Origin of the sequence: Muriicola sp. SD30 (genome assembly GCF_041205185.1) — a bacterium.
Classification (GTDB): domain Bacteria; phylum Bacteroidota; class Bacteroidia; order Flavobacteriales; family Flavobacteriaceae; genus Muriicola.
Genome location: NZ_JBGEWB010000004.1, coordinates 122,113 through 140,830, shown reverse-complemented (window position 1 = coordinate 140,830; position 18,718 = coordinate 122,113). Strand labels below are relative to the sequence as shown.

Sequence of the window (18,718 nt, the reverse complement as noted above, 5' to 3'; positions counted from 1 at the left end):
GCATCAGGGTTTTTTTATGAGGTATTTTCAATTTAAAATTTACTCTGTACATCAACAAAGTCTCCGACTATAGTCACGCCATCTTCAATATCGACATCTCCAAAGATGTTTACAACAGAATCATTTCCTAAGAATTCAATTGTTGATCCTTCTTTAAGTTCCAGATCTCCGTAAATGGTAAGGTTGCCTTCAATCCTGAGCGTTGCCCCGGGTTCAACCTGGATTTTCTTTCGTCTTCGGTTCTTCCCGACAGTAAGGGAACCACTCATTTCCAACAATGCACCTTCCTTAATATCAACATCGTTACTTACAGTCCACGTTCCACACATCAGAAGTTGTCCTTCAACCTTAATAGAATTAAAGCTCTTGGTCCCGCTAAAAGCTATGTCATCACCTTCATTGATAACCAACTTGGCAGACCCTTCGTATTCTATAAGTGATGAACACTGAGCTGCAAGACTTAAAGACAAACGGTTGAGTTTAATAATCTGAAGACCCTCCTGGCCAGAAGCAGCAAAAGCATAATCACCACTGGTTTGCACGAAATTAATGGAGCCATCTAACTGAATCACACCGTAAGGTTGAGTCAAATCTCCTTCATCATTTGAAACAGAAAGACCTGCCCCTCCATTAGCCATTAAGACCATTTCCTTATTGATTGCCACGGCATTATTGACTACATCTCCGGTAGGTGGATTCAATGGGTCGATAAGAATAGGGATATATTGCAGCAGTGTTCCTGAATCATAGGAATACACTCCGGCACCTCTGGCACCTTCTGCAACGATGATCTTGTCACCTACAAAATCAATAGTCCTCTTTGTATTCAAACCAAAATCAGAATCTATTGCTATTTCATCTTTCAAATTAAGATTATCATCCAGCACGCGGATTCCCATGCTTGCATCAAGTAAGGCAATCCTGTTATCAAAGAAGGCCAGTGACCGGAGGTCTAAATAACTCTCTTCTTTTTTGACTTCCAGATCTTTGGTGTCGTATATGGTTACACTTCCATCTTTACCGCTGGTTACAAATGCCTCATTTTTATTAATCACAATATCAGTCGCATTGTCTCCGGGTTGGAATCCGTAGAGAATCCCGGCATCGACATCCATTACACCCCCAAAAACGGGAATTTTAGTTATAAACGAATTAGATGCTGCCGTAAAAGATGCAGTTGCGTCAAGGCCACCCACTGCATATATAAATCCATCCTTGAATTGAAGCGAATTGATATCGGCATTCGTATAAACCACTCTTGATGTGAGCTGTGGGTCGTTCGGATCGGTAACATCGACTATGTCGATTGCTCCGGAATAATCTTCACCTGCCGTATTATAGGCCACATAGGCAAAATCATCCTCAACAAATACATGCGCCGCTGTAAGGGAGGTTATTGAACCATAAGTAGGCGGATTCACCTGGCCAATTAGAACCATGGGATAATTACCCGCCGGATCTTCAACGGCTTTTGAGGTGCGTTTTCCAGAATAGTTCTCATCAATAGTAATATCTAGAACTCCTGCGTTTTCAAATGAGACACTTCCTGACAGTGCAACAGCGTCGTTTTCCTCTAAGATACTGGATTGTTGTTCGTCAATAAAAATCGTGGTTTCATCACTACAGGAAACCATAACCAGAACGGTCGATAGAAATATCAGACATATTTCTTTTCTCATAAGTAGGTATTTTAGGTATGTAGCTTGGGCACTACATTAACGGCGAAATAACGAAAAAAGTGTGGTAGAATCTAAAAAATTAGACAAGCCGCAGTTTTTAGCGATAAGTCCTACTAAACATGGGCTCGAGCAGGCCGGAAAAGTCAGATTTTTCCCAACTTTTCGAGGGCAAATAGCATGAGTATGGGCAAGGCCAATAAAATAACCATTAAGGTGTCAGTTACAAAAAGCGAAGGCATAAATAGAAGGGTGGTGAAATAGCCCCCAATAGCTCCTCCGAAATGGGCAGTGTGACCTATATTTCCAAGCCTCTTTTTCATTCCATAAATGGAATACAACATATAGAGTATCCCCAATACATAAGCCGGCAAAGGAATTGGAATAAACATAAGGGCAAGCTTCATATCGGGCTGTAACAGGATAGCGGCATAAAGAATGCCTGTTACGGCACCACTTGCACCAACAGCACTGTAGTAGGGTTCTTTCTTGTGAAAAAATAAGGCAAGGAGGCTGCCGGCTATTAAACTTACAAAATAAATCAGCAGGAATTTTGCGGGGTTGAACCATCGAATTACTACGTCTGCAAAGAAGTAGAGTGTAAACATATTGAGAAAGAGATGGGAAAGATCAACATGTAAAAAACCCGATGTAACCATTCTGTCTTTCTGCCCGGCCTGAATGGCCCCAATCCCGAACTTATAACGTTCAAAAAAGTTAATATCCTTAAATCCTCTGAGGGAAACCACAACATTTGCTGCGATAATGGCTAAAGTTGCCCAATGTAGATTCATATAGAAGCGGCTGTTTTAAGAGGTCCAAATATAGCTATATTTGCACATAGTTTATATGCATGCAATTAGTTGTATTTCTCCTGGCCTACCCTGTTTTAAGGCTGATATCAATTCTCCCGAAACCCCTTTTCTACGGCTTTTCTGACATTGCCTTTGTTTTGATCTTTTATCTTGCCAGGTACCGGAGGAAGGTAGTTCAGGAAAATTTACGTCTTGCCCTGCCCGAACTTTCAGCAGAAGAGAGAAGACAGGTTGAAAAGAAGTTTTACCGTCATTTATGCGACTTGCTACTGGAAATGGTAAAGACAATGGACCTATCTAAAAAAGAGGTGGCTAAGAGATACCAAATTCTAAATCCCGAGCTCATCCAAAATCTAGAGAAAGAAAGGAGTGTTCTGGTATTGTGTACCCACTATGCTAACTGGGAATGGAATACCAGCATCAATAATGTTGTCACTTCCAGTGGTTTTGCCATCTATCAGAAGATTGGGAATAAGTATTTCGACCGACTGATCAAGAAAATCCGAGCTAAATGGAATACCGATCCGATCGAACAGAAAAATACGGTAAAGCGGATGTATGAAAATGAGCGCAAAGGGATAAGAGGCGTTTACGGTATAGTCAATGACCAGTCGCCTATGATGAGCAGGGCTCAGTACTGGAGTCCGTTTATGGGGATTACCGTGCCTATTTTTGTAGGAGCTGAATCCCTTGCAAAAAAATTAGATTTAGCTACCGTATTTCTCAAGGTTACCAAAGTAAAACGAGGCTATTATCAGGCAGAATTCATTCCGATCAATGACAAGGGTAGTACGGCCGGGGAACATGAAATCACTGAGAAATTTCTTCGCCTGTCAGAACAACAGATAAGGGAGCAGCCCGAATATTATTTATGGACGCACAGGAGGTGGAAGCACAAAGACAAAGCCCCGCAAGCTTAAGACTAGCTTAACGAGAAATTGAGTCAATTTCGTCCATGATTCGTTTAGCCAGGGAATCTGCACTTTTCTGTGATGGTGCCTCTGTATAGACCCTGATGATCGGTTCCGTATTCGATTTGCGCAGATGTACCCATGAATCACTAAAATCGATCTTGACTCCGTCGATGGTATTTACGTCTTCCTTTTTGTACTTGTCTGCCATTACCTCAAGGATCTTATCCACATCAATCCCGGGAGTGAGTTCAATTTTTTTCTTACTCATAAAATATGAGGGATAACTCGCTTTTAACTCACTTACCTTCCCCCCTCGTTCAGCCATCAGCATTAAGAATAAAGCAGTTCCTACGAGGGCATCGCGACCGTAATGACTCTCAGGGTAGATAATCCCCCCGTTTCCTTCTCCTCCAATAATGGCATTTGACGACTTCATCTGAGCAACTACATTGACCTCCCCCACGGCTGCTGCTGTATAATTTCCACCGTGCTTTTCGGTGATATCCCTGAGAGCACGTGTGGACGAAAGATTGGAAACGGTATTTCCTGGTGTTTTGCTGAGCACGTAATCTGCACAAGCCACCAGCGTATATTCTTCACCGAACATTTCCCCATCCTCAGAAATAAAAGCCAGACGGTCTACATCAGGATCGACAACAAGGCCGAAATCGGCTTTTTCCTTTACAACCAAATCACAAATATCTTTCAGGTGTTCTTTCAAAGGCTCCGGATTATGAGGAAAATGACCTGTGGGGTCGCAATAAAGTTCTACAACTTCCACCCCAAGCTCTTTTAATAATTTGGGCATCACTATCCCTCCTGAAGAATTCACCCCATCTACTACTACTTTAAATCCGGCTTTGGCAATGGTATCCCTATCTATCAGGGATAAGTTGAGTACTTCATCGATATGGATATCCAGATAGGAATCATTAGCGGTTAGCTTCCCCAATTTATCTACTTCAGCAAAATTGAAATCTTCTGCTTCGGCCAGGGTTAAAATGAGCTTCCCTTCTGCGGCATTGAGGAATTCTCCACGCGCATTGAGCAACTTAAGGGCATTCCATTGTTTGGGATTATGGCTGGCTGTAAGTATGATGCCTCCGTCTGCTTTTTCAAGAGGCACTGCTATCTCAACAGTGGGTGTGGTGGAAAGTCCAAGATCAATAACGTCAATCCCCATTCCGAGCAGGGTATATACCACGAGGGACTGGATCATTTCACCCGAAATACGGGCATCTCGGCCAATAACAATTTTAAGATGCTTGTTGTCGTTTTGCTTCTTCAAAAAAGCCCCGTAGGCCGCGGCAAACTTTACGGCATCAATGGGTGTTAAGTTGGTGCCGGGTTCTCCCCCAATGGTTCCGCGAATCCCAGAAATGGATTTGATTAGTGTCATAATTCTTGAAAAGTTTTTGCAAATATAAAGGTATAGGTTAGTTTCCAGCCTCCTTCTTTGTAAATTCGACTGATGAACTTTCTCGCTCATATATTTTTGTCCTTTAACGATGAAGAGATCAGTATTGGGAATTTCATCGCTGACAGTATTAGGGGTAATCGCTATGGGCATTTTCCTGAACGTATTCAGCAGGGCATTGTTCTGCACAGGGCCATAGATACCTTCACCGATGCACACCCCACCCACAAACAGAGCAGTAAACGACTCCACCCAAATCAGGGTCATTACAGCAGGGTGGTTGTCGATGTGTTTTACGATCATTTTCTCGCTAAAAACTGGAACAGGTACTCTGAAGTGGAATTAGAACATTTTGCGGCAGAGTTCTACAGCCTTCTAAAAAGTCGATATCCTATTTTACCTGAACCTACAAGACATTTGATGCCATACATGATTCGGGATAACTGGCTTTATAATTATGCTACAGTGGATGGAATTGACAAGGTGTTGAACGGACTGTACAGAAGGACGGGGAAAAAGAGCAATATGAACAAAGCTGTTCTCGATCTTCAATTGCACTATGATCTTTTTGAAGCAGAATTCTCCCTCTTCTTTGAAGATTTAATTATCTTTTCCCGGGAGAAATTTAATTCCCTCAATAATCCTTGAACTATATGATAAATACATCATTGTCTGGCCACAACCTTTTGAGAAGGCCTCTTTTTATTGCTGTTTTATTCTTACTACTAATCACGGGTGTACAATGCAGGCGAGCTCCGGCATCGCCAACCGGCTTAGTTACAGAAAAGGCGATGGTGGTTTCTGCGCGAGAAGAGGCCTCTGAAATCGGAATATCAATATTAAGAGAAGGAGGCAATGCATTTGACGCCATGGTCGCCACAGAACTAGCTCTGGCTGTGGCTTATCCCTACGCCGGCAACCTTGGTGGCGGAGGATTTATGGTTTATCGAAAGTCGAATGGCGATGTAGGAGCCCTTGATTACAGGGAAAAGGCCCCGCTATCTGCTACAGCGGATATGTACCTCGATTCACTAGGAAATGTGATCCCCGGGAAGAGTACAAAAGGGGCAACAGCGGTAGGAGTACCAGGTACTATAGCTGGTGTCTTTGAGGTTCATGAAAAAATGGGCAGTCTGCCTCTAGAAAAGATACTCGAACCCGTGATAGCCCTGGCGGAAAAGGGAGTTGTTGTAACCGAAAACCAGGAAAATCGCCTGGAGAGATACAGGGAACAGATTATTGAAATAAGTGGAGAAGAAACATTTTTCTACACCAAATGCCGGGTTGGAGACACCTTGAAATACCCAAGTCTCGCGAATACGCTGAGGAGGATAATGACAAATGGCAGAGATGAATTTTATAAGGGGGAAACTGCAAAAAAACTCGCTGCATTTATTCAGGAGAGAGGTGGGTATATTACCGAAGAGGATTTGGCAAAATACGAGGCCGTCTGGAGACAACCCATCATTTTTGATTATAAAGACCTTCGCATTATCAGTATGAGTCCGCCCAGCAGCGGGGGCGTCACGATCAATCAGATATTTAAAATGATCGAACCTTATGACATCGGAGATTTAGGGCATAATTCAGGAGAAGCCATACAATTACTAACCGAAGCTTTTAGGCGAGCTTATGCCGATCGGAACTACTATCTGGGGGATCCCGACTTTGTTGAAATTCCATTAGACTTTCTATTGAAAGAAGATTATCTGCGACAACGTATGGATGATTTTACTTTTAAAAAAGCGACCAAGTCTGAGGCGGTCTCACACGGGACGGTTGAAATCCTTGAGAGTGATGAAACCACGCATTATTCCATCGTTGACGAAATGGGAAACGCGGTATCGGTAACCACAACGCTCAATGGCGCTTATGGTTCTAAATTATATTGTGACGAACTCGGCTTTTTTCTGAATAACGAAATGGATGATTTTAGTTCCAAGCCCGGAGTGCCAAATATGTTCGGACTCATTGGGGCGGAAGCCAATAGCATTGAGGCCGAAAAAAGAATGCTGAGTAGTATGACCCCTACAATTGTTGAAAAGGATGGAGCACTTTGGATGGTTGTAGGAACTCCCGGAGGGTCAACTATTATTACTGCGGTGGCGCAGACTATTATAAACACTTATGAGTTCAACCTCAGTATGCAACAAGCTGTTGAGGCACCAAGATTTCACCATCAGTGGCTGCCCGATTATATCATTTTTGAACCCGACGGCTTCCCAGAAAGCACTAAGGAATTCCTGAGATCAAAGGGTTACAAAATCAATGAAGAACGCACTCCCGTCATCGGGAAAGTAGATGCGATAAGGATACTCCCTGATGGCAGGATGGAAGGAGGTGCCGATCCCAGAGGAGACGATACTGCAGTAGGATATTAATAAAGTTTAAATAAATAAAAGTATTGAATATGCCCCTCTGGATTAAACGAACTTTGGGTATTCTTTTTTTATTGCTACTTCTGTTAACGGGAATCTATTTGGCCTTCTTTAACGAAGCGGTGCCTGTGGGGTCGTCCCCAAAACAAGCAGATGAACTCGCGATGAAAATGCTCCAGGCACTCAATAACGAAGCCTATCGCGATACCCGATACCTGGAATGGTCATACAGAGGAGGAAGCAACAAATACCTCTGGGATAAGAAAAACGGGATAGTAGAAATGTCCTGGGATGAATATTGGGGTAAGATCGACCTGGTGAACCCACAAAACAGTATCATCAAAAACCAGGGGAAAGCTGTTGAAGGAGAAACAAAACAAACTTTGGTAAGCGAAGCTATAACACTTTTCAACAATGATTCTTTCTGGCTTGTGGCCCCATTTAAGATATTTGACAAGGGAACCGAGCGCGCCCTTGTTGATATGGAGGATGGGCGAACCGGATTGCGGGTGACCTATACCAGCGGAGGCGACACCCCCGGAGACACTTATGTCTGGGAGCTCAACGATGATTATATACCTGAAAAGTTTAGCATGTGGGTTCAGATTTTACCCTTAAAGGGGCTGGAAGCCACATGGGAAGGCTGGCAGATTACTGAAAGCGGTGTTTTGCTTCCTCAGTATCACAAGGTGGGACCTATCACACTCGATTTGGGTACGGTAAAGGGAAGAAGAGACTAAGCTTTCAGTTGCTTCTTTAAATCTTCCATGGATTGCTGAAGCTGACGGAGGAGTCCATTCTCAGTGGTGGCGTCTACTCCGAAGGTGATTTTACTACTCACCTGCCATAATTCCTGAATCTGATAGGGTTCAATTTCGTACGGCGGATAGGTTTCGTTCAGGGAAATTAAGATGACCTTGTTGGTATTGGGCGGGCGTTCAATCTTTTTTACCATCACAGAATCCTGAAGTACAACAACATAAATTTTATTGCTGCTCACGTCGCTCAGGTCCTCAACGGCTTTGGCTAGTACCCATTCCCCGGGTTTAAGGTTGGGGAGCATACTATCCCCTTCTACCTGAAAGCCACGGTATGTGGCATTTCGAAACTCGGGAATAGGCAGGTCAAAAGCAGGTAATTGGCGATACCAGCTGGTGTCGTGTATGTTCTGTGGGTAGCCCGCTGCAGCCTTGGCATTGACCAGAACCATGTTCTCCTTGTCAGCGCTGTCTACGGTAACTACCTTGGGAATAACACTGGTATTGGAGGGCTCAATATATTGTTGATCACTCTCTCCGTAGAGCCACAGCGGATTTATTTTAAATTGTTTCAACAGGGTTGCCACTACCTTTCCCGATAGTTTTGTGCGACCCCTTTCAATGTCGGCTGTTGTATTTGACACACCGAGTAAAGAGGCAAATTCTGCCTGTGTATACCCTAATTCACGTCTTAAATCGGTAAACCTTTTAATTGTAAGTTCATTTTCCATTTCGCAATTGTTTTACAGGCTGAAAAAATATATTGATGTTCTCAAAGATACAGAATTTGGAATATATCCAAAATAAATTTAGGAATATTTCCATAATATGGAATATATCCATATATTTGGATTATATACAAATATGCAAAGTTGTTCTAATTTAATACGCTACAGCAATGAAACAAAAAACGGGCACTTACTATTTCGACGGAAGTTTTAACGGCTTTCTTACCCTCTTGTTTGAAGTGAGATATACGGGAATTCGTCCAACAGCAATTGTGAAATTAAAAGACCAACAGGCGGCACTGTTCCCGCAACCTAATTATGTTGCAACCCGACTGGAAGATGCAAAACAAATATGGAATGGATTAAGATCCCAGAATTACAGTGCTTTAAAGACCTTGTATTTTGCTTTTTTAAGTGAGGAAGAAAACATCGAAATGCAGTTGTACTATTTCTATTTATCATGGCAAAAACAGAGAATTGACGAACAAATACCGGATATCGCAACAGCTTCTGCCAGGATTTATCAACTTGCAAGTTTGGTGGAAAAAGAAAAAAGAGCTGTGGAACGATTGCTTGTGGTGGAGGATTTTCCAGGTACTTCCTATGTTAAAATCATTAAACCGAAATACAATATACTTCCATTGATTTCCAGGTATTTCAGAACCAGATTCAGGAATGATGACTGGCTGATCGGTGATATAAACCGAAACTACGGCTTGCAGCATCAAAGCGGGAGCCTCGCTTTTGTGGCTATTAAACCTGAACAGCTTAAGAATAATACCGAAGATAAAACGCTTATCTCCTCCCCTGCTTATAAAAAGAAAAGGAGAAAAAGAAGCCTCGAAGTACTGGCCTGATTTTTAAAGCCTGAACGTTGCTGATATTCTTTTGGACGCTTGTTGTAGATACTTTGGGCATAAGCAAGATTATAAAATTTCATTAAATGGATTTAACAAAGGTGAGATATAGGCCACTTCGTTTTTAATCTTCAAAAGAGTACCTTTGCAACTTTGCCTATTTGCATGACCGATTTCGAAGAATTTATAGAAGTTAAGGGGGCTCGAGTTCACAATCTCAAGGATATCGATGTACGTATTCCCAGGGAAAAGCTTGTTGTAATAACAGGCTTGTCCGGGAGTGGTAAATCTTCCTTGGCATTTGACACCATTTATGCTGAAGGCCAAAGGCGATATATTGAAACCTTTTCTGCCTACGCAAGGCAATTTTTGGGCGGACTAGAACGGCCCGATGTAGATAAAATAGATGGCTTATCCCCGGTGATTGCCATTGAGCAAAAAACGACTTCCAAATCCCCAAGATCAACTGTGGGGACTATTACTGAGATTTATGACTTCCTGAGATTGCTTTACGCCAGAGCAGCTGATGCGTATAGTTTTAATACCGGGGAGAAAATGGTAAGCTATTCCGATGAGCAAATCAGGGAGCTTATCCTATCGTCCTTTGCCGGTCAGCGCATCAACATCCTGGCACCGGTTGTTAAATCAAGAAAGGGACATTATCGGGAATTATTTGAGCAAATTGCCAAACAGGGTTTTATCAAGGTACGGGTCGATGGAGAACTCCTTGATTTGCAAAAAGGCATGAAGGTCGATCGATATAAAACCCATGATATTGAAATTGTTGTGGATCGTCTTGCCATAAGTGCAGATGCAGATCTGGAAAAACGACTGGCAGAATCGATAAATACGGCCATGTACAGTGGAAATGACACCATGATGGTCCTGGCTGAGGGGGAAACTGAACCCCGATATTTCAGTAGAGATCTGATGTGCCCCACAACCGGAATCTCCTACCCTACTCCGGAGCCCAACACCTTTTCATTTAATTCCCCGAAGGGAATGTGTGATGAATGCAATGGCCTTGGACACACCTATGAAATCAACGAGAAAAAGATATTTCCCAATAGAAAACTCTCCATTACCGGTGGGGGAATTGCGCCCCTTGGCGAATACAAGAAATCATGGGCCTTTAAACAACTGGAAACAATAGCCAGGCGTTTCAACTTTGAACTCACAGATCCTATCGAAAATATTCCCGAAGAAGCAATGGAAATTATTCTTCGCGGAGGAGAAGAACGGTTTACCTTAGATTCTAAATCTCTTGGAGTAAAACGAGAATATAGTATCGACTATGAAGGGATCGCCAATTTTATCCGGAATCAGTTCAGCAGTGCCGATTCCACATCGATTAAGCGGTGGGCAAAAGAGTACATGGATAAAGTCCAATGTCCAGAATGTAAGGGGTCCCGACTAAAAAAAGCTTCTCTCAATTTCAAAATAGGCGATAAAAACATTGCTGAACTTGCCGCACTGGATATTGCTGAATTAGCGATATTTTTTAAAGGCCTAGAGAAAACCCTGGAGGGAAATCAGAAGATTATTGCCGAAGAAATTATCAAAGAAATCAGTAGCCGGGTTCAATTCTTGCTCGATGTTGGCCTTGACTACCTTTCGCTGAACAGAAGTTCTAAATCGCTTTCGGGTGGTGAAGCTCAGCGGATCAGATTGGCAACCCAGATAGGCTCTCAACTGGTAGGCGTATTGTATATACTTGATGAACCCAGCATTGGACTGCATCAGCGCGATAACGGACGCCTTATAAAATCTCTGGAAGCACTAAGAGATATAGGAAATTCGATCATTGTGGTGGAACATGACAAGGATATGATTGAAAGTGCAGACCACGTAATCGACATCGGCCCCCTGGCCGGAAAACACGGAGGTGAAATCATCTCAGAAGGAACCCCGGCAGAATTGAAACAGCATCAGACACTGACTGCAGACTATCTCACCGGGAAGAAGGAGATCCCCATTCCTCAAAAACGTAGGAAAGGAAATGGGAATGATATTATCCTCGAAGGATGTACAGGGAATAACCTTAAAAACATTACCGCCCGGTTTCCCCTGGGTAAAATGATAGGCGTAACCGGCGTATCGGGAAGTGGAAAATCAACCCTTGTCAATGAAACCCTCTACCCTATCATGAATGCACATTATTTCAATGGGGTGAAAAAACCGATGCCGTATAAAAAGATCAGTGGACTGGAGCATATAGACAAGGTCATCGATATTAATCAGTCTCCTATTGGAAGAACTCCAAGGTCGAATCCCGCTACATACACGGGCGTTTTTAGTGAGATCAGAGCATTGTTTACCAAAACACCAGAAGCCGCGATAAGGGGCTATAAACCAGGACGATTTAGCTTCAACGTAAAAGGCGGACGATGTGAAACCTGCCAGGGAGGCGGACTTAGGGTGATCGAAATGAATTTCCTGCCTGATGTATATGTGGAATGTGAAACCTGTAACGGAAAACGATTTAACAGGGAAACCCTTGAAATTCGCTACAAGGGGAAATCTATAGCTGATGTACTGGAGATGACCATTGACGAAGCGGTCAGTTTTTTTGAAAATATTCCTAAGATTCACAGAAAGTTAAAGACAATACAGGATGTTGGACTAGGCTATATTTCCCTCGGACAACAATCAACCACCCTTTCCGGTGGTGAAGCGCAAAGGGTAAAACTGGCAACAGAGCTTTCCAAGCGCGATACGGGCAATACCTTCTATATCCTTGATGAACCTACGACCGGACTACATTTTGAAGATATCCGTGTTTTAATGGAGGTGCTCAATCGTCTTGTAGACAAGGGGAACACCATTCTTATCATCGAACACAATATGGACGTTATAAAAATGGTAGATCATATTATCGACATCGGTTATGAAGGTGGGCGAGGTGGTGGATCTATTGTTGCAGAAGGTACTCCCGAGGAAGTGGCACTCCACAATAAAAGTTTTACGGCCCAGTATTTAAAAAAAGAATTGGACCTTGCCGTAAGTCATTCACAATAGTTTTACGACATTTATAATGTGCTGAGTAATTATGCGTTTTAAGGAATAGACTATGAGAAAAGAGCAACATCACAAAGGCTGGAATGAGATTAAAACCAATGATTCGTGGGCGATCTTTAAGATCATGGGCGAGTTTGTCAATGGTTTTGAAAAAATGAGTGTTATAGGTCCCTGTGTCACTATTTTTGGATCGGCGCGGACAAAGCCGGGGGATACTTATTACGAAATGGCAGTTTCTATTGCCAAAAGTGTCTCCGAAGCAGGTTACGGGATTATAACCGGAGGAGGCCCCGGCATCATGGAAGCAGGAAATAAAGGTGCTCATCTGGCTGGTGGAACCTCAGTGGGATTAAATATTGATCTGCCTTTTGAACAACACGATAATCCTTACATCGACATGGACAAAAGCCTGGATTTTGACTATTTCTTTGTCCGTAAAGTTATGTTCGTTAAATATTCCCAGGGGTTTGTTGTAATGCCCGGTGGATTTGGAACACTGGATGAGTTATTTGAAGCCATTACATTAATTCAAACTAACAAAATTGGCAGGTTCCCTATCATCCTTGTTGGCTCCGATTTCTGGTCAGGCTTAATGGACTGGATTAAAAATGTAATGCTTGGAGCTAAAAATATTAGTCCGGAAGACCTTGACCTGATCAAAATTGCCGATACCCCTGAAGAAGTTGTCGAAATTATCGACGCATTCTACAAAGGACATACACTGAGTCCTAATTTTTAAACAATCTATGGAGGTTAAACTCAATGTTGTATTACTCAATATTCTTTGCCTGATCATAGTTTCAGGGACCTCTCTGGTTTATGCACAGCATACCAATATTATCAAGGCAGAACTAGACCAGGAGACCCAGACAATACAAATACAGCAGGAATTCACTTACCTGAATAGTTCTCCCGACACCCTAAGAACGCTGTTTTTCAATGATTGGGCGCATGCATATTCAGATAAGAATACGGCACTGGCAAAAAGATTTGCAGAAGACTTTAAAAAAAGCTTACACCTGGCCAAGGAGGATGAAAGGGGCTCTACGCAAATTTTAGGTATGGCCGATTTCGAATTCAGGAACCTTTCATTTAAGCGAACAAAACAAAAGGATCTGATTGAAATCACCCTCAACAGTCCACTTCCCCCTAACCAATCCTTAAAAATTTATTTTACATATACGGTAAAACTCCCCCCTAATCGCTATACCCCATATGGCTATAATTCCAGGGGCGGTTTCTATCTGAAAGACTGGTATCTCACCCCAGCAGTATACGACGGTTCCTGGCAGTTGTATTCCAATAAGAATCTCGAAGATCTTTATACGGGAATTACCAATACGAACATCAATTTCACTTATCCGGCCGGACTTTTTTTGGGAACTAATTTTAATGAGGTCAATATCACCACCTACCCCAATAAACAGGTCGCCAGTTTAAAGGGGGAAAATCGTAAAAGCTGTGATATTATTCTGAATTTCTCCAATAAGTTTATCAAGCACGTTACCCCCTACCTCATTGTGGTAACGGATATAAGATCACCTAAATACGACGAAGTTTCCCAGGGGATTTCTATAAATCGGATCACAAGGTTTATTCATGAAAATCTGGGGGAATTTCCCTACGAACAACTGCTGGTGAGTGAAATCGACTTCAATAAAAATCCGCTCTATGGCCTCAACCAGCTACCTTCCTTCATCAGGCCCTACCAGGAACAGTTTCAATTTGAAATGAAATTTCTAAAGACGGCTGTACTCAGTTATTTGCGGGAGACCCTTTTTATGAATCCGCGGAAAGAACAATGGGTTTCCGATGCCATTGTCAATTATCTGATGATCAATTTTGTAGACACTTATTATCCCGATCAAAAACTCCTTGGGAAATTGTCAACAATCTGGCCTATTAGTTCCTTCAATCTTGCAAAGATGTCTTTTAATGATCAGTATCCCTTCCTGTACATGCTCACTGCCAGGAAAAACCTCGATCAGCGCCTTACTACTCCAAATGATTCCCTGATCAAATTCAATCAGAAAATCGCAAATAATTACAAGGCCGGACTGGGATTGGCATATCTCGCAGCATATACCAGCAGGGAGGAAATAAACAAAAGCATTAAAGAATTTTACAATAGTCATAAACTACAGCCAGTTACCCCTGAAGATTTTAAAAGCAGTATCCTTTCCAATACCGAAAAGGATGTGGATTGGTTTTTTGATACCTATGTGAATACCGATAAACGAATCGATTTTAAAATTAAAAAAGTAAATAAGTCGGACGACACCCTCGAAGTACTCCTGAAAAACAAAAGCGGCACCAATGTTCCTATTTCCCTCTTCGGCTTACGGAACGATACGGTGGTTTCAAATTATTGGTTTTCTGATATCACAGAACTGGATACAGTATCCATCCCCAATTTACAGGAAGACCGACTTGTCTTGAATTACGACCAGAAAATACCTGAATTTAACCAACGGGATAACTGGAAGTCCCTTAGTGGATTCTTTTCAAGTAATAAAAAATTTAAGTTGCAGTTCTTAAAAGATGCGGAAAATCCCTACTACAATCAGATCTTCTATATGCCAGTAGCTGGCTTTAATGTCTATGACGGAATTTCGCCCGGTCTGAGATTCTCAAATAAAACACTGTTGGAGAGGCCTTTTATTTTTACCGCGGCCCCTTCTTTTGCACTCAAAGAAAGATCCCTTGTTGGGAATGCAGGCCTGAATTACCGCAAATATTTAAAGAAAAGCGGGTTGTATGTAATGAACTTTAGTCTTAACGCCTCTAGTTTTCACTTCCAGACCAATTCGCGATACAGTACGATCACGCCTGCTGTGGGACTCGGCTGGCGTCCTGATGATTTGATTTCCAACGAACGAAAGTCACTCGTATTCCGATACGTGAATGTTCTTCGGGACATAGACCCCTCCCTCACCATAGAGACCGATCCTGATTACAGCGTATTCAATGTGCGATACAACCATTATAACAATGGGATTATCAATTTCTTCTCCTGGTTTATGGATGCCCAGTATTCAACCGATTTTGCCAAGGTGGCACTAAATTTTGAATACAGGAAACTGTTTGATAATAATAGGCAACTAAACCTGAGATTTTTCGCTGGGAAGTTTCTCAGGAATGAGACCAATTCTGATTTCTTCAGTTTTGCCCTTGACAGGCCAACAGACTATTTGTTTGATTACAATTACCTGGGACGATCTGAAGAATCAGGAATCACCAGTCAGCAAATTATTATTGCCGAAGGTGGTTTTAAATCCCAACTCGAAAATCCCTTTGCCAATGATTGGATAACCACTGCCAATGCCAGTTTTAACCTCTGGCGTTGGATAGAATTATACGGAGATCTTGGGTATGTAAGAAACCGGGGTATGGATCCAAGGTTTGTATACGATTCCGGGGTTCGTTTAAATCTGGTTACGGATTATTTTGAGCTTTATTTCCCGCTTTATTCGAATAACGGTTGGGAAATTGCCCAACCAGATTATGATGAAAAGATCCGTTTTATAGTGACACTCAGTCCCAGAACACTCATTGGTTTGTTTACGCGAAAGTGGTTTTAAATATTGAATTATTCTTAATTTTTTCGCCAAAAACTTTTCTTCTTTTAATTAATTGGGTTATTCATAACTTTTTATTGACAAATTGTTAATGAATATCCCTTCTTTTCTATTGTAAAAATCCTCATTTTTTGATATTTTCGTAGAAATTTTCCGACTATGAACCCTGATCTTCAAACCAGCGAGGATATTTCCTTTGATGAATTTCGTAAGCAGATCTTCTACGATTATGAAATCGCAGTCATGAGTCGGGAATGCAGTCTTCTCGGAAGACGGGAGGTCCTTACCGGTAAGGCTAAATTCGGAATATTCGGAGACGGGAAAGAGTTGCCTCAACTCGCAATGGCACGGTCCTTTAAGGATGGTGATTTCCGCAGCGGATATTACCGGGATCAAACTTTTATGATGGCACTTGGGCTGCTCTCTCCTAAAGAGTTTTTCCATGGCCTTTACGCAACCACGGATTTACAGAAAGAGCCCATGAGTGCCGGTCGGCAAATGGGGGGTCATTTTGGTACGTTTAGCCTCCAGGAAGATGGAAGCTGGAAAAACCTTACTGCTCAAAAGAACAGCAGCCCCGATATTAGTCCGACCGCCGGCCAAATGCCCCGGTTACTAGGACTAGCACTCGCTTCAAAGATCTACCGCAATGAAAAATCAATTAAGGGGGATAATTTCTCAAATAATGGGAATGAAGTCGCCTGGGGAACCATAGGGAATGCCAGTACAAGTGAAGGGCATTTTTTTGAGACCTTCAACGCTGCAGGTGTACTTCAGGTACCCATGGTAATAAGTGTCTGGGATGATGCCTATGGTATATCTGTTCCTGCAAAGTATCAGACTACTAAAGAAAATATTTCTGAGATTCTCAAGGGGTTTCAAAGAACGGAAGAGGAAGCAGGCTATGAAATTCTCAGGGTAAAAGGCTGGGATTACACGGCATTGATCCACGCTTATGAAAATGCATCTGATATAGCCAGGGAAGAACATGTCCCCGTCCTGATCCATGTTACTGAACTTACTCAACCACAGGGTCACAGTACGTCGGGATCGCACGAAAGATACAAGTCGGATGAAAGGCTGGCCTGGGAAAAGGAACATGATTGCAACAAACGATTTAAAGAATGGATTCTTTCTAATAAAATAGCAACAGAGGAAGAGTTAGCGACACTGGAGAAAAGGATTAAGACAGAAATCAGAATGGCCAGAAAAGACGCCTGGAATGAATTTCTCAATCCCCACAAAGATGACAAGAAACAACTGGTTGGTCTCCTCAGTACGTTAGAGCAAAGCAGTCCAAATAAAGCTTTTATCAGTAAGGTTAAGAACGACCTAATTGCAATTGAAGAACCTCTAAAAAAAGATCTGGCTTCCCATGCCCGAAAGGCATTGAGGTATGTGCTCGGAGAAGAAACAGTTCAGAAAAGGTCGCTTCAGCAATGGATTTCTGATTTCCTCGAAAGAAATCAACCCCTTTTCAGTTCACATCTGTACAGCGAACTACCCTCAAAAGCTACTAACATAGCGGAAATTAAAGCCACATATGAGGATAGTCCGGAATCTGTTGATGGGCGGATTATCCTCAGGGATAATTTTGACGCCTTGTTTTCCAAATACCCTGAGGTCCTTATTTTTGGAGAAGATAGCGGGGCTATAGGAGATGTGAATCAAGGACTGGAAGGCCTGCAGAAGAAATACGGAAAATTAAGGGTTTCCGATACCGGAATACGCGAAACTACCATAATAGGACAGGGTATCGGAATGGCACTCCGAGGGCTGAGGCCAATTGCGGAAATCCAGTATCTCGATTATCTGATGTATTGTCTGCAAACCCTGAGTGATGATCTGGCAACTCTGCTTTACAGAACAGTTGGAAAACAAAAAGCCCCTTTAATTGTGCGCACACGTGGGCACAGACTCGAAGGGATATGGCACTCCGGCTCGCAAATGGGAGGAATTGTACATCTGCTAAGGGGGATGTATGTGCTTGTGCCCCGCAACATGACAAAGGCTGCCGGTTTTTACAACACCCTTCTAAAAAGTGACGAACCCGCCCTGGTTATCGAAAGCCTTAACGGATATCGTCTAAAAGAACCCAAACCCTCTAATCTGGGAGAATTATGTACTCCCATAGGCCGTGTTGAAACCGTAAAAGAAGGAAGCGATATCACAGTTTTGTCTTATGGGTCTACCCTGAGAATAGTTATGGAGGTAGCCAATGAGCTGAAGGAAGTAGGTATCGATGCAGAGATTATTGATGCCCAGACCCTATTGCCTTTTGATCTTGAAAATGACGTCCTTAAGAGTGTACAGAAAACAAATCGACTATTGATTGTTGATGAGGATGTACCCGGAGGATGTGCTGCCTATCTCATGCAGGAGATTATTGAGAAACAGGGAGCTTTTTCATTCCTTGACAGTCCGCCGCAGACCCTGAGTGCCAACGCACACCGCCCGGCCTATGCATCAGATGGGGATTATTTTTCAAAACCCAATGCCGAAGATATCTTTGAAAAGATTTACCAAATTATGCACGAGGTAAATCCTACCGACTATCCACGCCTTCGTTAAGTTGCTGT

13 protein-coding genes are annotated in these 18,718 nt (G+C 42.5%); 9 read left to right on the top strand and 4 right to left on the bottom strand.

The window, feature by feature from the left end; all coding sequences use genetic code 11:
* Positions 1–32: 32 nt before the first annotated feature.
* Together AB8P51_RS13075 and AB8P51_RS13070 are read right to left on the bottom strand one after the other, a co-directional pair.
* Positions 33–1,679, bottom strand: coding sequence for a hypothetical protein (locus AB8P51_RS13075; protein WP_369749295.1), 1,647 nt, complete (start codon positions 1,677–1,679; stop codon positions 33–35).
* A gap of 143 nt (positions 1,680–1,822) precedes the next feature.
* On the bottom strand, positions 1,823–2,470 hold the full coding sequence (locus tag AB8P51_RS13070; protein WP_369749294.1) for a rhomboid family intramembrane serine protease: 648 nt from the start codon (positions 2,468–2,470) through the stop codon (positions 1,823–1,825).
* A 59-nt stretch (positions 2,471–2,529) separates the two neighbouring features.
* On the opposite strand from AB8P51_RS13070, the gene AB8P51_RS13065 reads away from it, so the two are divergent.
* Positions 2,530–3,411 carry a lysophospholipid acyltransferase family protein gene (locus AB8P51_RS13065; RefSeq protein WP_369749293.1) on the top strand — a complete coding sequence of 294 codons (882 nt, stop codon included), beginning with the start codon at positions 2,530–2,532 and terminating at the stop codon, positions 3,409–3,411.
* 7 nt (positions 3,412–3,418) lie between these two features.
* On the opposite strand, the gene glmM is transcribed toward AB8P51_RS13065, so the two are convergent.
* Positions 3,419–4,804 (bottom strand): phosphoglucosamine mutase, encoded by a 1,386-nt coding sequence (gene glmM / locus AB8P51_RS13060; RefSeq protein ID WP_369749292.1) that lies wholly within the window; start codon positions 4,802–4,804, stop codon positions 3,419–3,421.
* Positions 4,805–4,876: 72 nt separating this feature from the next.
* Here glmM and AB8P51_RS13055 point away from each other — a divergent pair, with 72 nt between their 5' ends.
* Genes AB8P51_RS13055 through AB8P51_RS13045 form a run of 3 tightly spaced genes read left to right on the top strand, consistent with a single transcriptional unit; the run spans position 4,877 to position 7,940 of the window.
* A complete protein-coding gene (locus tag AB8P51_RS13055; RefSeq protein ID WP_369749291.1) occupies positions 4,877–5,470 on the top strand; it encodes an ACP phosphodiesterase in 594 nt (197 codons plus the stop codon).
* A 5-nt stretch (positions 5,471–5,475) separates the two neighbouring features.
* Complete coding sequence (gene ggt / locus AB8P51_RS13050) at positions 5,476–7,203, top strand: gamma-glutamyltransferase (RefSeq protein ID WP_369749290.1); 1,728 nt, start codon at positions 5,476–5,478, stop codon at positions 7,201–7,203.
* A gap of 29 nt (positions 7,204–7,232) precedes the next feature.
* On the top strand, positions 7,233–7,940 hold the full coding sequence (locus AB8P51_RS13045) for a hypothetical protein (RefSeq protein ID WP_369749289.1): 708 nt from the start codon (positions 7,233–7,235) through the stop codon (positions 7,938–7,940).
* Here the strand turns inward: AB8P51_RS13045 and AB8P51_RS13040 are convergent.
* Complete coding sequence (locus AB8P51_RS13040) at positions 7,937–8,689, bottom strand: XRE family transcriptional regulator (protein ID WP_369749288.1); 753 nt, start codon at positions 8,687–8,689, stop codon at positions 7,937–7,939. The genes AB8P51_RS13045 and AB8P51_RS13040 overlap by 4 nt on opposite strands.
* A 167-nt stretch (positions 8,690–8,856) precedes the next feature.
* On the opposite strand from AB8P51_RS13040, the gene AB8P51_RS13035 reads away from it, so the two are divergent.
* The 5 genes from AB8P51_RS13035 to AB8P51_RS13015 all read left to right on the top strand — a co-directional run bounded on the left by AB8P51_RS13035 (position 8,857) and on the right by AB8P51_RS13015 (position 18,710).
* Positions 8,857–9,543, top strand: coding sequence for a DUF4130 domain-containing protein (locus AB8P51_RS13035; protein WP_369749287.1), 687 nt, complete (start codon positions 8,857–8,859; stop codon positions 9,541–9,543).
* A gap of 165 nt (positions 9,544–9,708) precedes the next feature.
* On the top strand, positions 9,709–12,561 hold the full coding sequence (uvrA, locus tag AB8P51_RS13030; protein WP_369749286.1) for an excinuclease ABC subunit UvrA: 2,853 nt from the start codon (positions 9,709–9,711) through the stop codon (positions 12,559–12,561).
* A gap of 52 nt (positions 12,562–12,613) precedes the next feature.
* On the top strand, positions 12,614–13,300 hold the full coding sequence (locus AB8P51_RS13025; RefSeq protein WP_369749285.1) for a TIGR00730 family Rossman fold protein: 687 nt from the start codon (positions 12,614–12,616) through the stop codon (positions 13,298–13,300).
* A gap of 7 nt (positions 13,301–13,307) precedes the next feature.
* Positions 13,308–16,142, top strand: coding sequence for a metalloprotease (locus tag AB8P51_RS13020; protein WP_369749284.1), 2,835 nt, complete (start codon positions 13,308–13,310; stop codon positions 16,140–16,142).
* A 156-nt stretch (positions 16,143–16,298) separates the two neighbouring features.
* A complete protein-coding gene (locus AB8P51_RS13015; protein WP_369749283.1) occupies positions 16,299–18,710 on the top strand; it encodes a thiamine pyrophosphate-dependent enzyme in 2,412 nt (803 codons plus the stop codon).
* Positions 18,711–18,718: the final 8 nt, after the last annotated feature.

Excerpts from the sequence above, each read along its gene's own strand:
- AB8P51_RS13075 (WP_369749295.1), bottom strand. The coding sequence starts at position 1,679 with ATGAGAAAAGAAATATGTCTGATATTTCTATCGACCGTTCTGGTTATG.
- AB8P51_RS13070 (WP_369749294.1), bottom strand. The coding sequence starts at position 2,470 with ATGAATCTACATTGGGCAACTTTAGCCATTATCGCAGCAAATGTTGTG.
- AB8P51_RS13065 (WP_369749293.1), top strand. The coding sequence starts at position 2,530 with ATGCAATTAGTTGTATTTCTCCTGGCCTACCCTGTTTTAAGGCTGATA.
- glmM (WP_369749292.1), bottom strand. The coding sequence starts at position 4,804 with ATGACACTAATCAAATCCATTTCTGGGATTCGCGGAACCATTGGGGGA.
- AB8P51_RS13055 (WP_369749291.1), top strand. The coding sequence starts at position 4,877 with ATGAACTTTCTCGCTCATATATTTTTGTCCTTTAACGATGAAGAGATC.
- ggt (WP_369749290.1), top strand. The coding sequence starts at position 5,476 with ATGATAAATACATCATTGTCTGGCCACAACCTTTTGAGAAGGCCTCTT.
- AB8P51_RS13045 (WP_369749289.1), top strand. The coding sequence starts at position 7,233 with ATGCCCCTCTGGATTAAACGAACTTTGGGTATTCTTTTTTTATTGCTA.
- AB8P51_RS13040 (WP_369749288.1), bottom strand. The coding sequence starts at position 8,689 with ATGGAAAATGAACTTACAATTAAAAGGTTTACCGATTTAAGACGTGAA.
- AB8P51_RS13035 (WP_369749287.1), top strand. The coding sequence starts at position 8,857 with ATGAAACAAAAAACGGGCACTTACTATTTCGACGGAAGTTTTAACGGC.
- uvrA (WP_369749286.1), top strand. The coding sequence starts at position 9,709 with ATGACCGATTTCGAAGAATTTATAGAAGTTAAGGGGGCTCGAGTTCAC.
- AB8P51_RS13025 (WP_369749285.1), top strand. The coding sequence starts at position 12,614 with ATGAGAAAAGAGCAACATCACAAAGGCTGGAATGAGATTAAAACCAAT.
- AB8P51_RS13020 (WP_369749284.1), top strand. The coding sequence starts at position 13,308 with ATGGAGGTTAAACTCAATGTTGTATTACTCAATATTCTTTGCCTGATC.
- AB8P51_RS13015 (WP_369749283.1), top strand. The coding sequence starts at position 16,299 with ATGAACCCTGATCTTCAAACCAGCGAGGATATTTCCTTTGATGAATTT.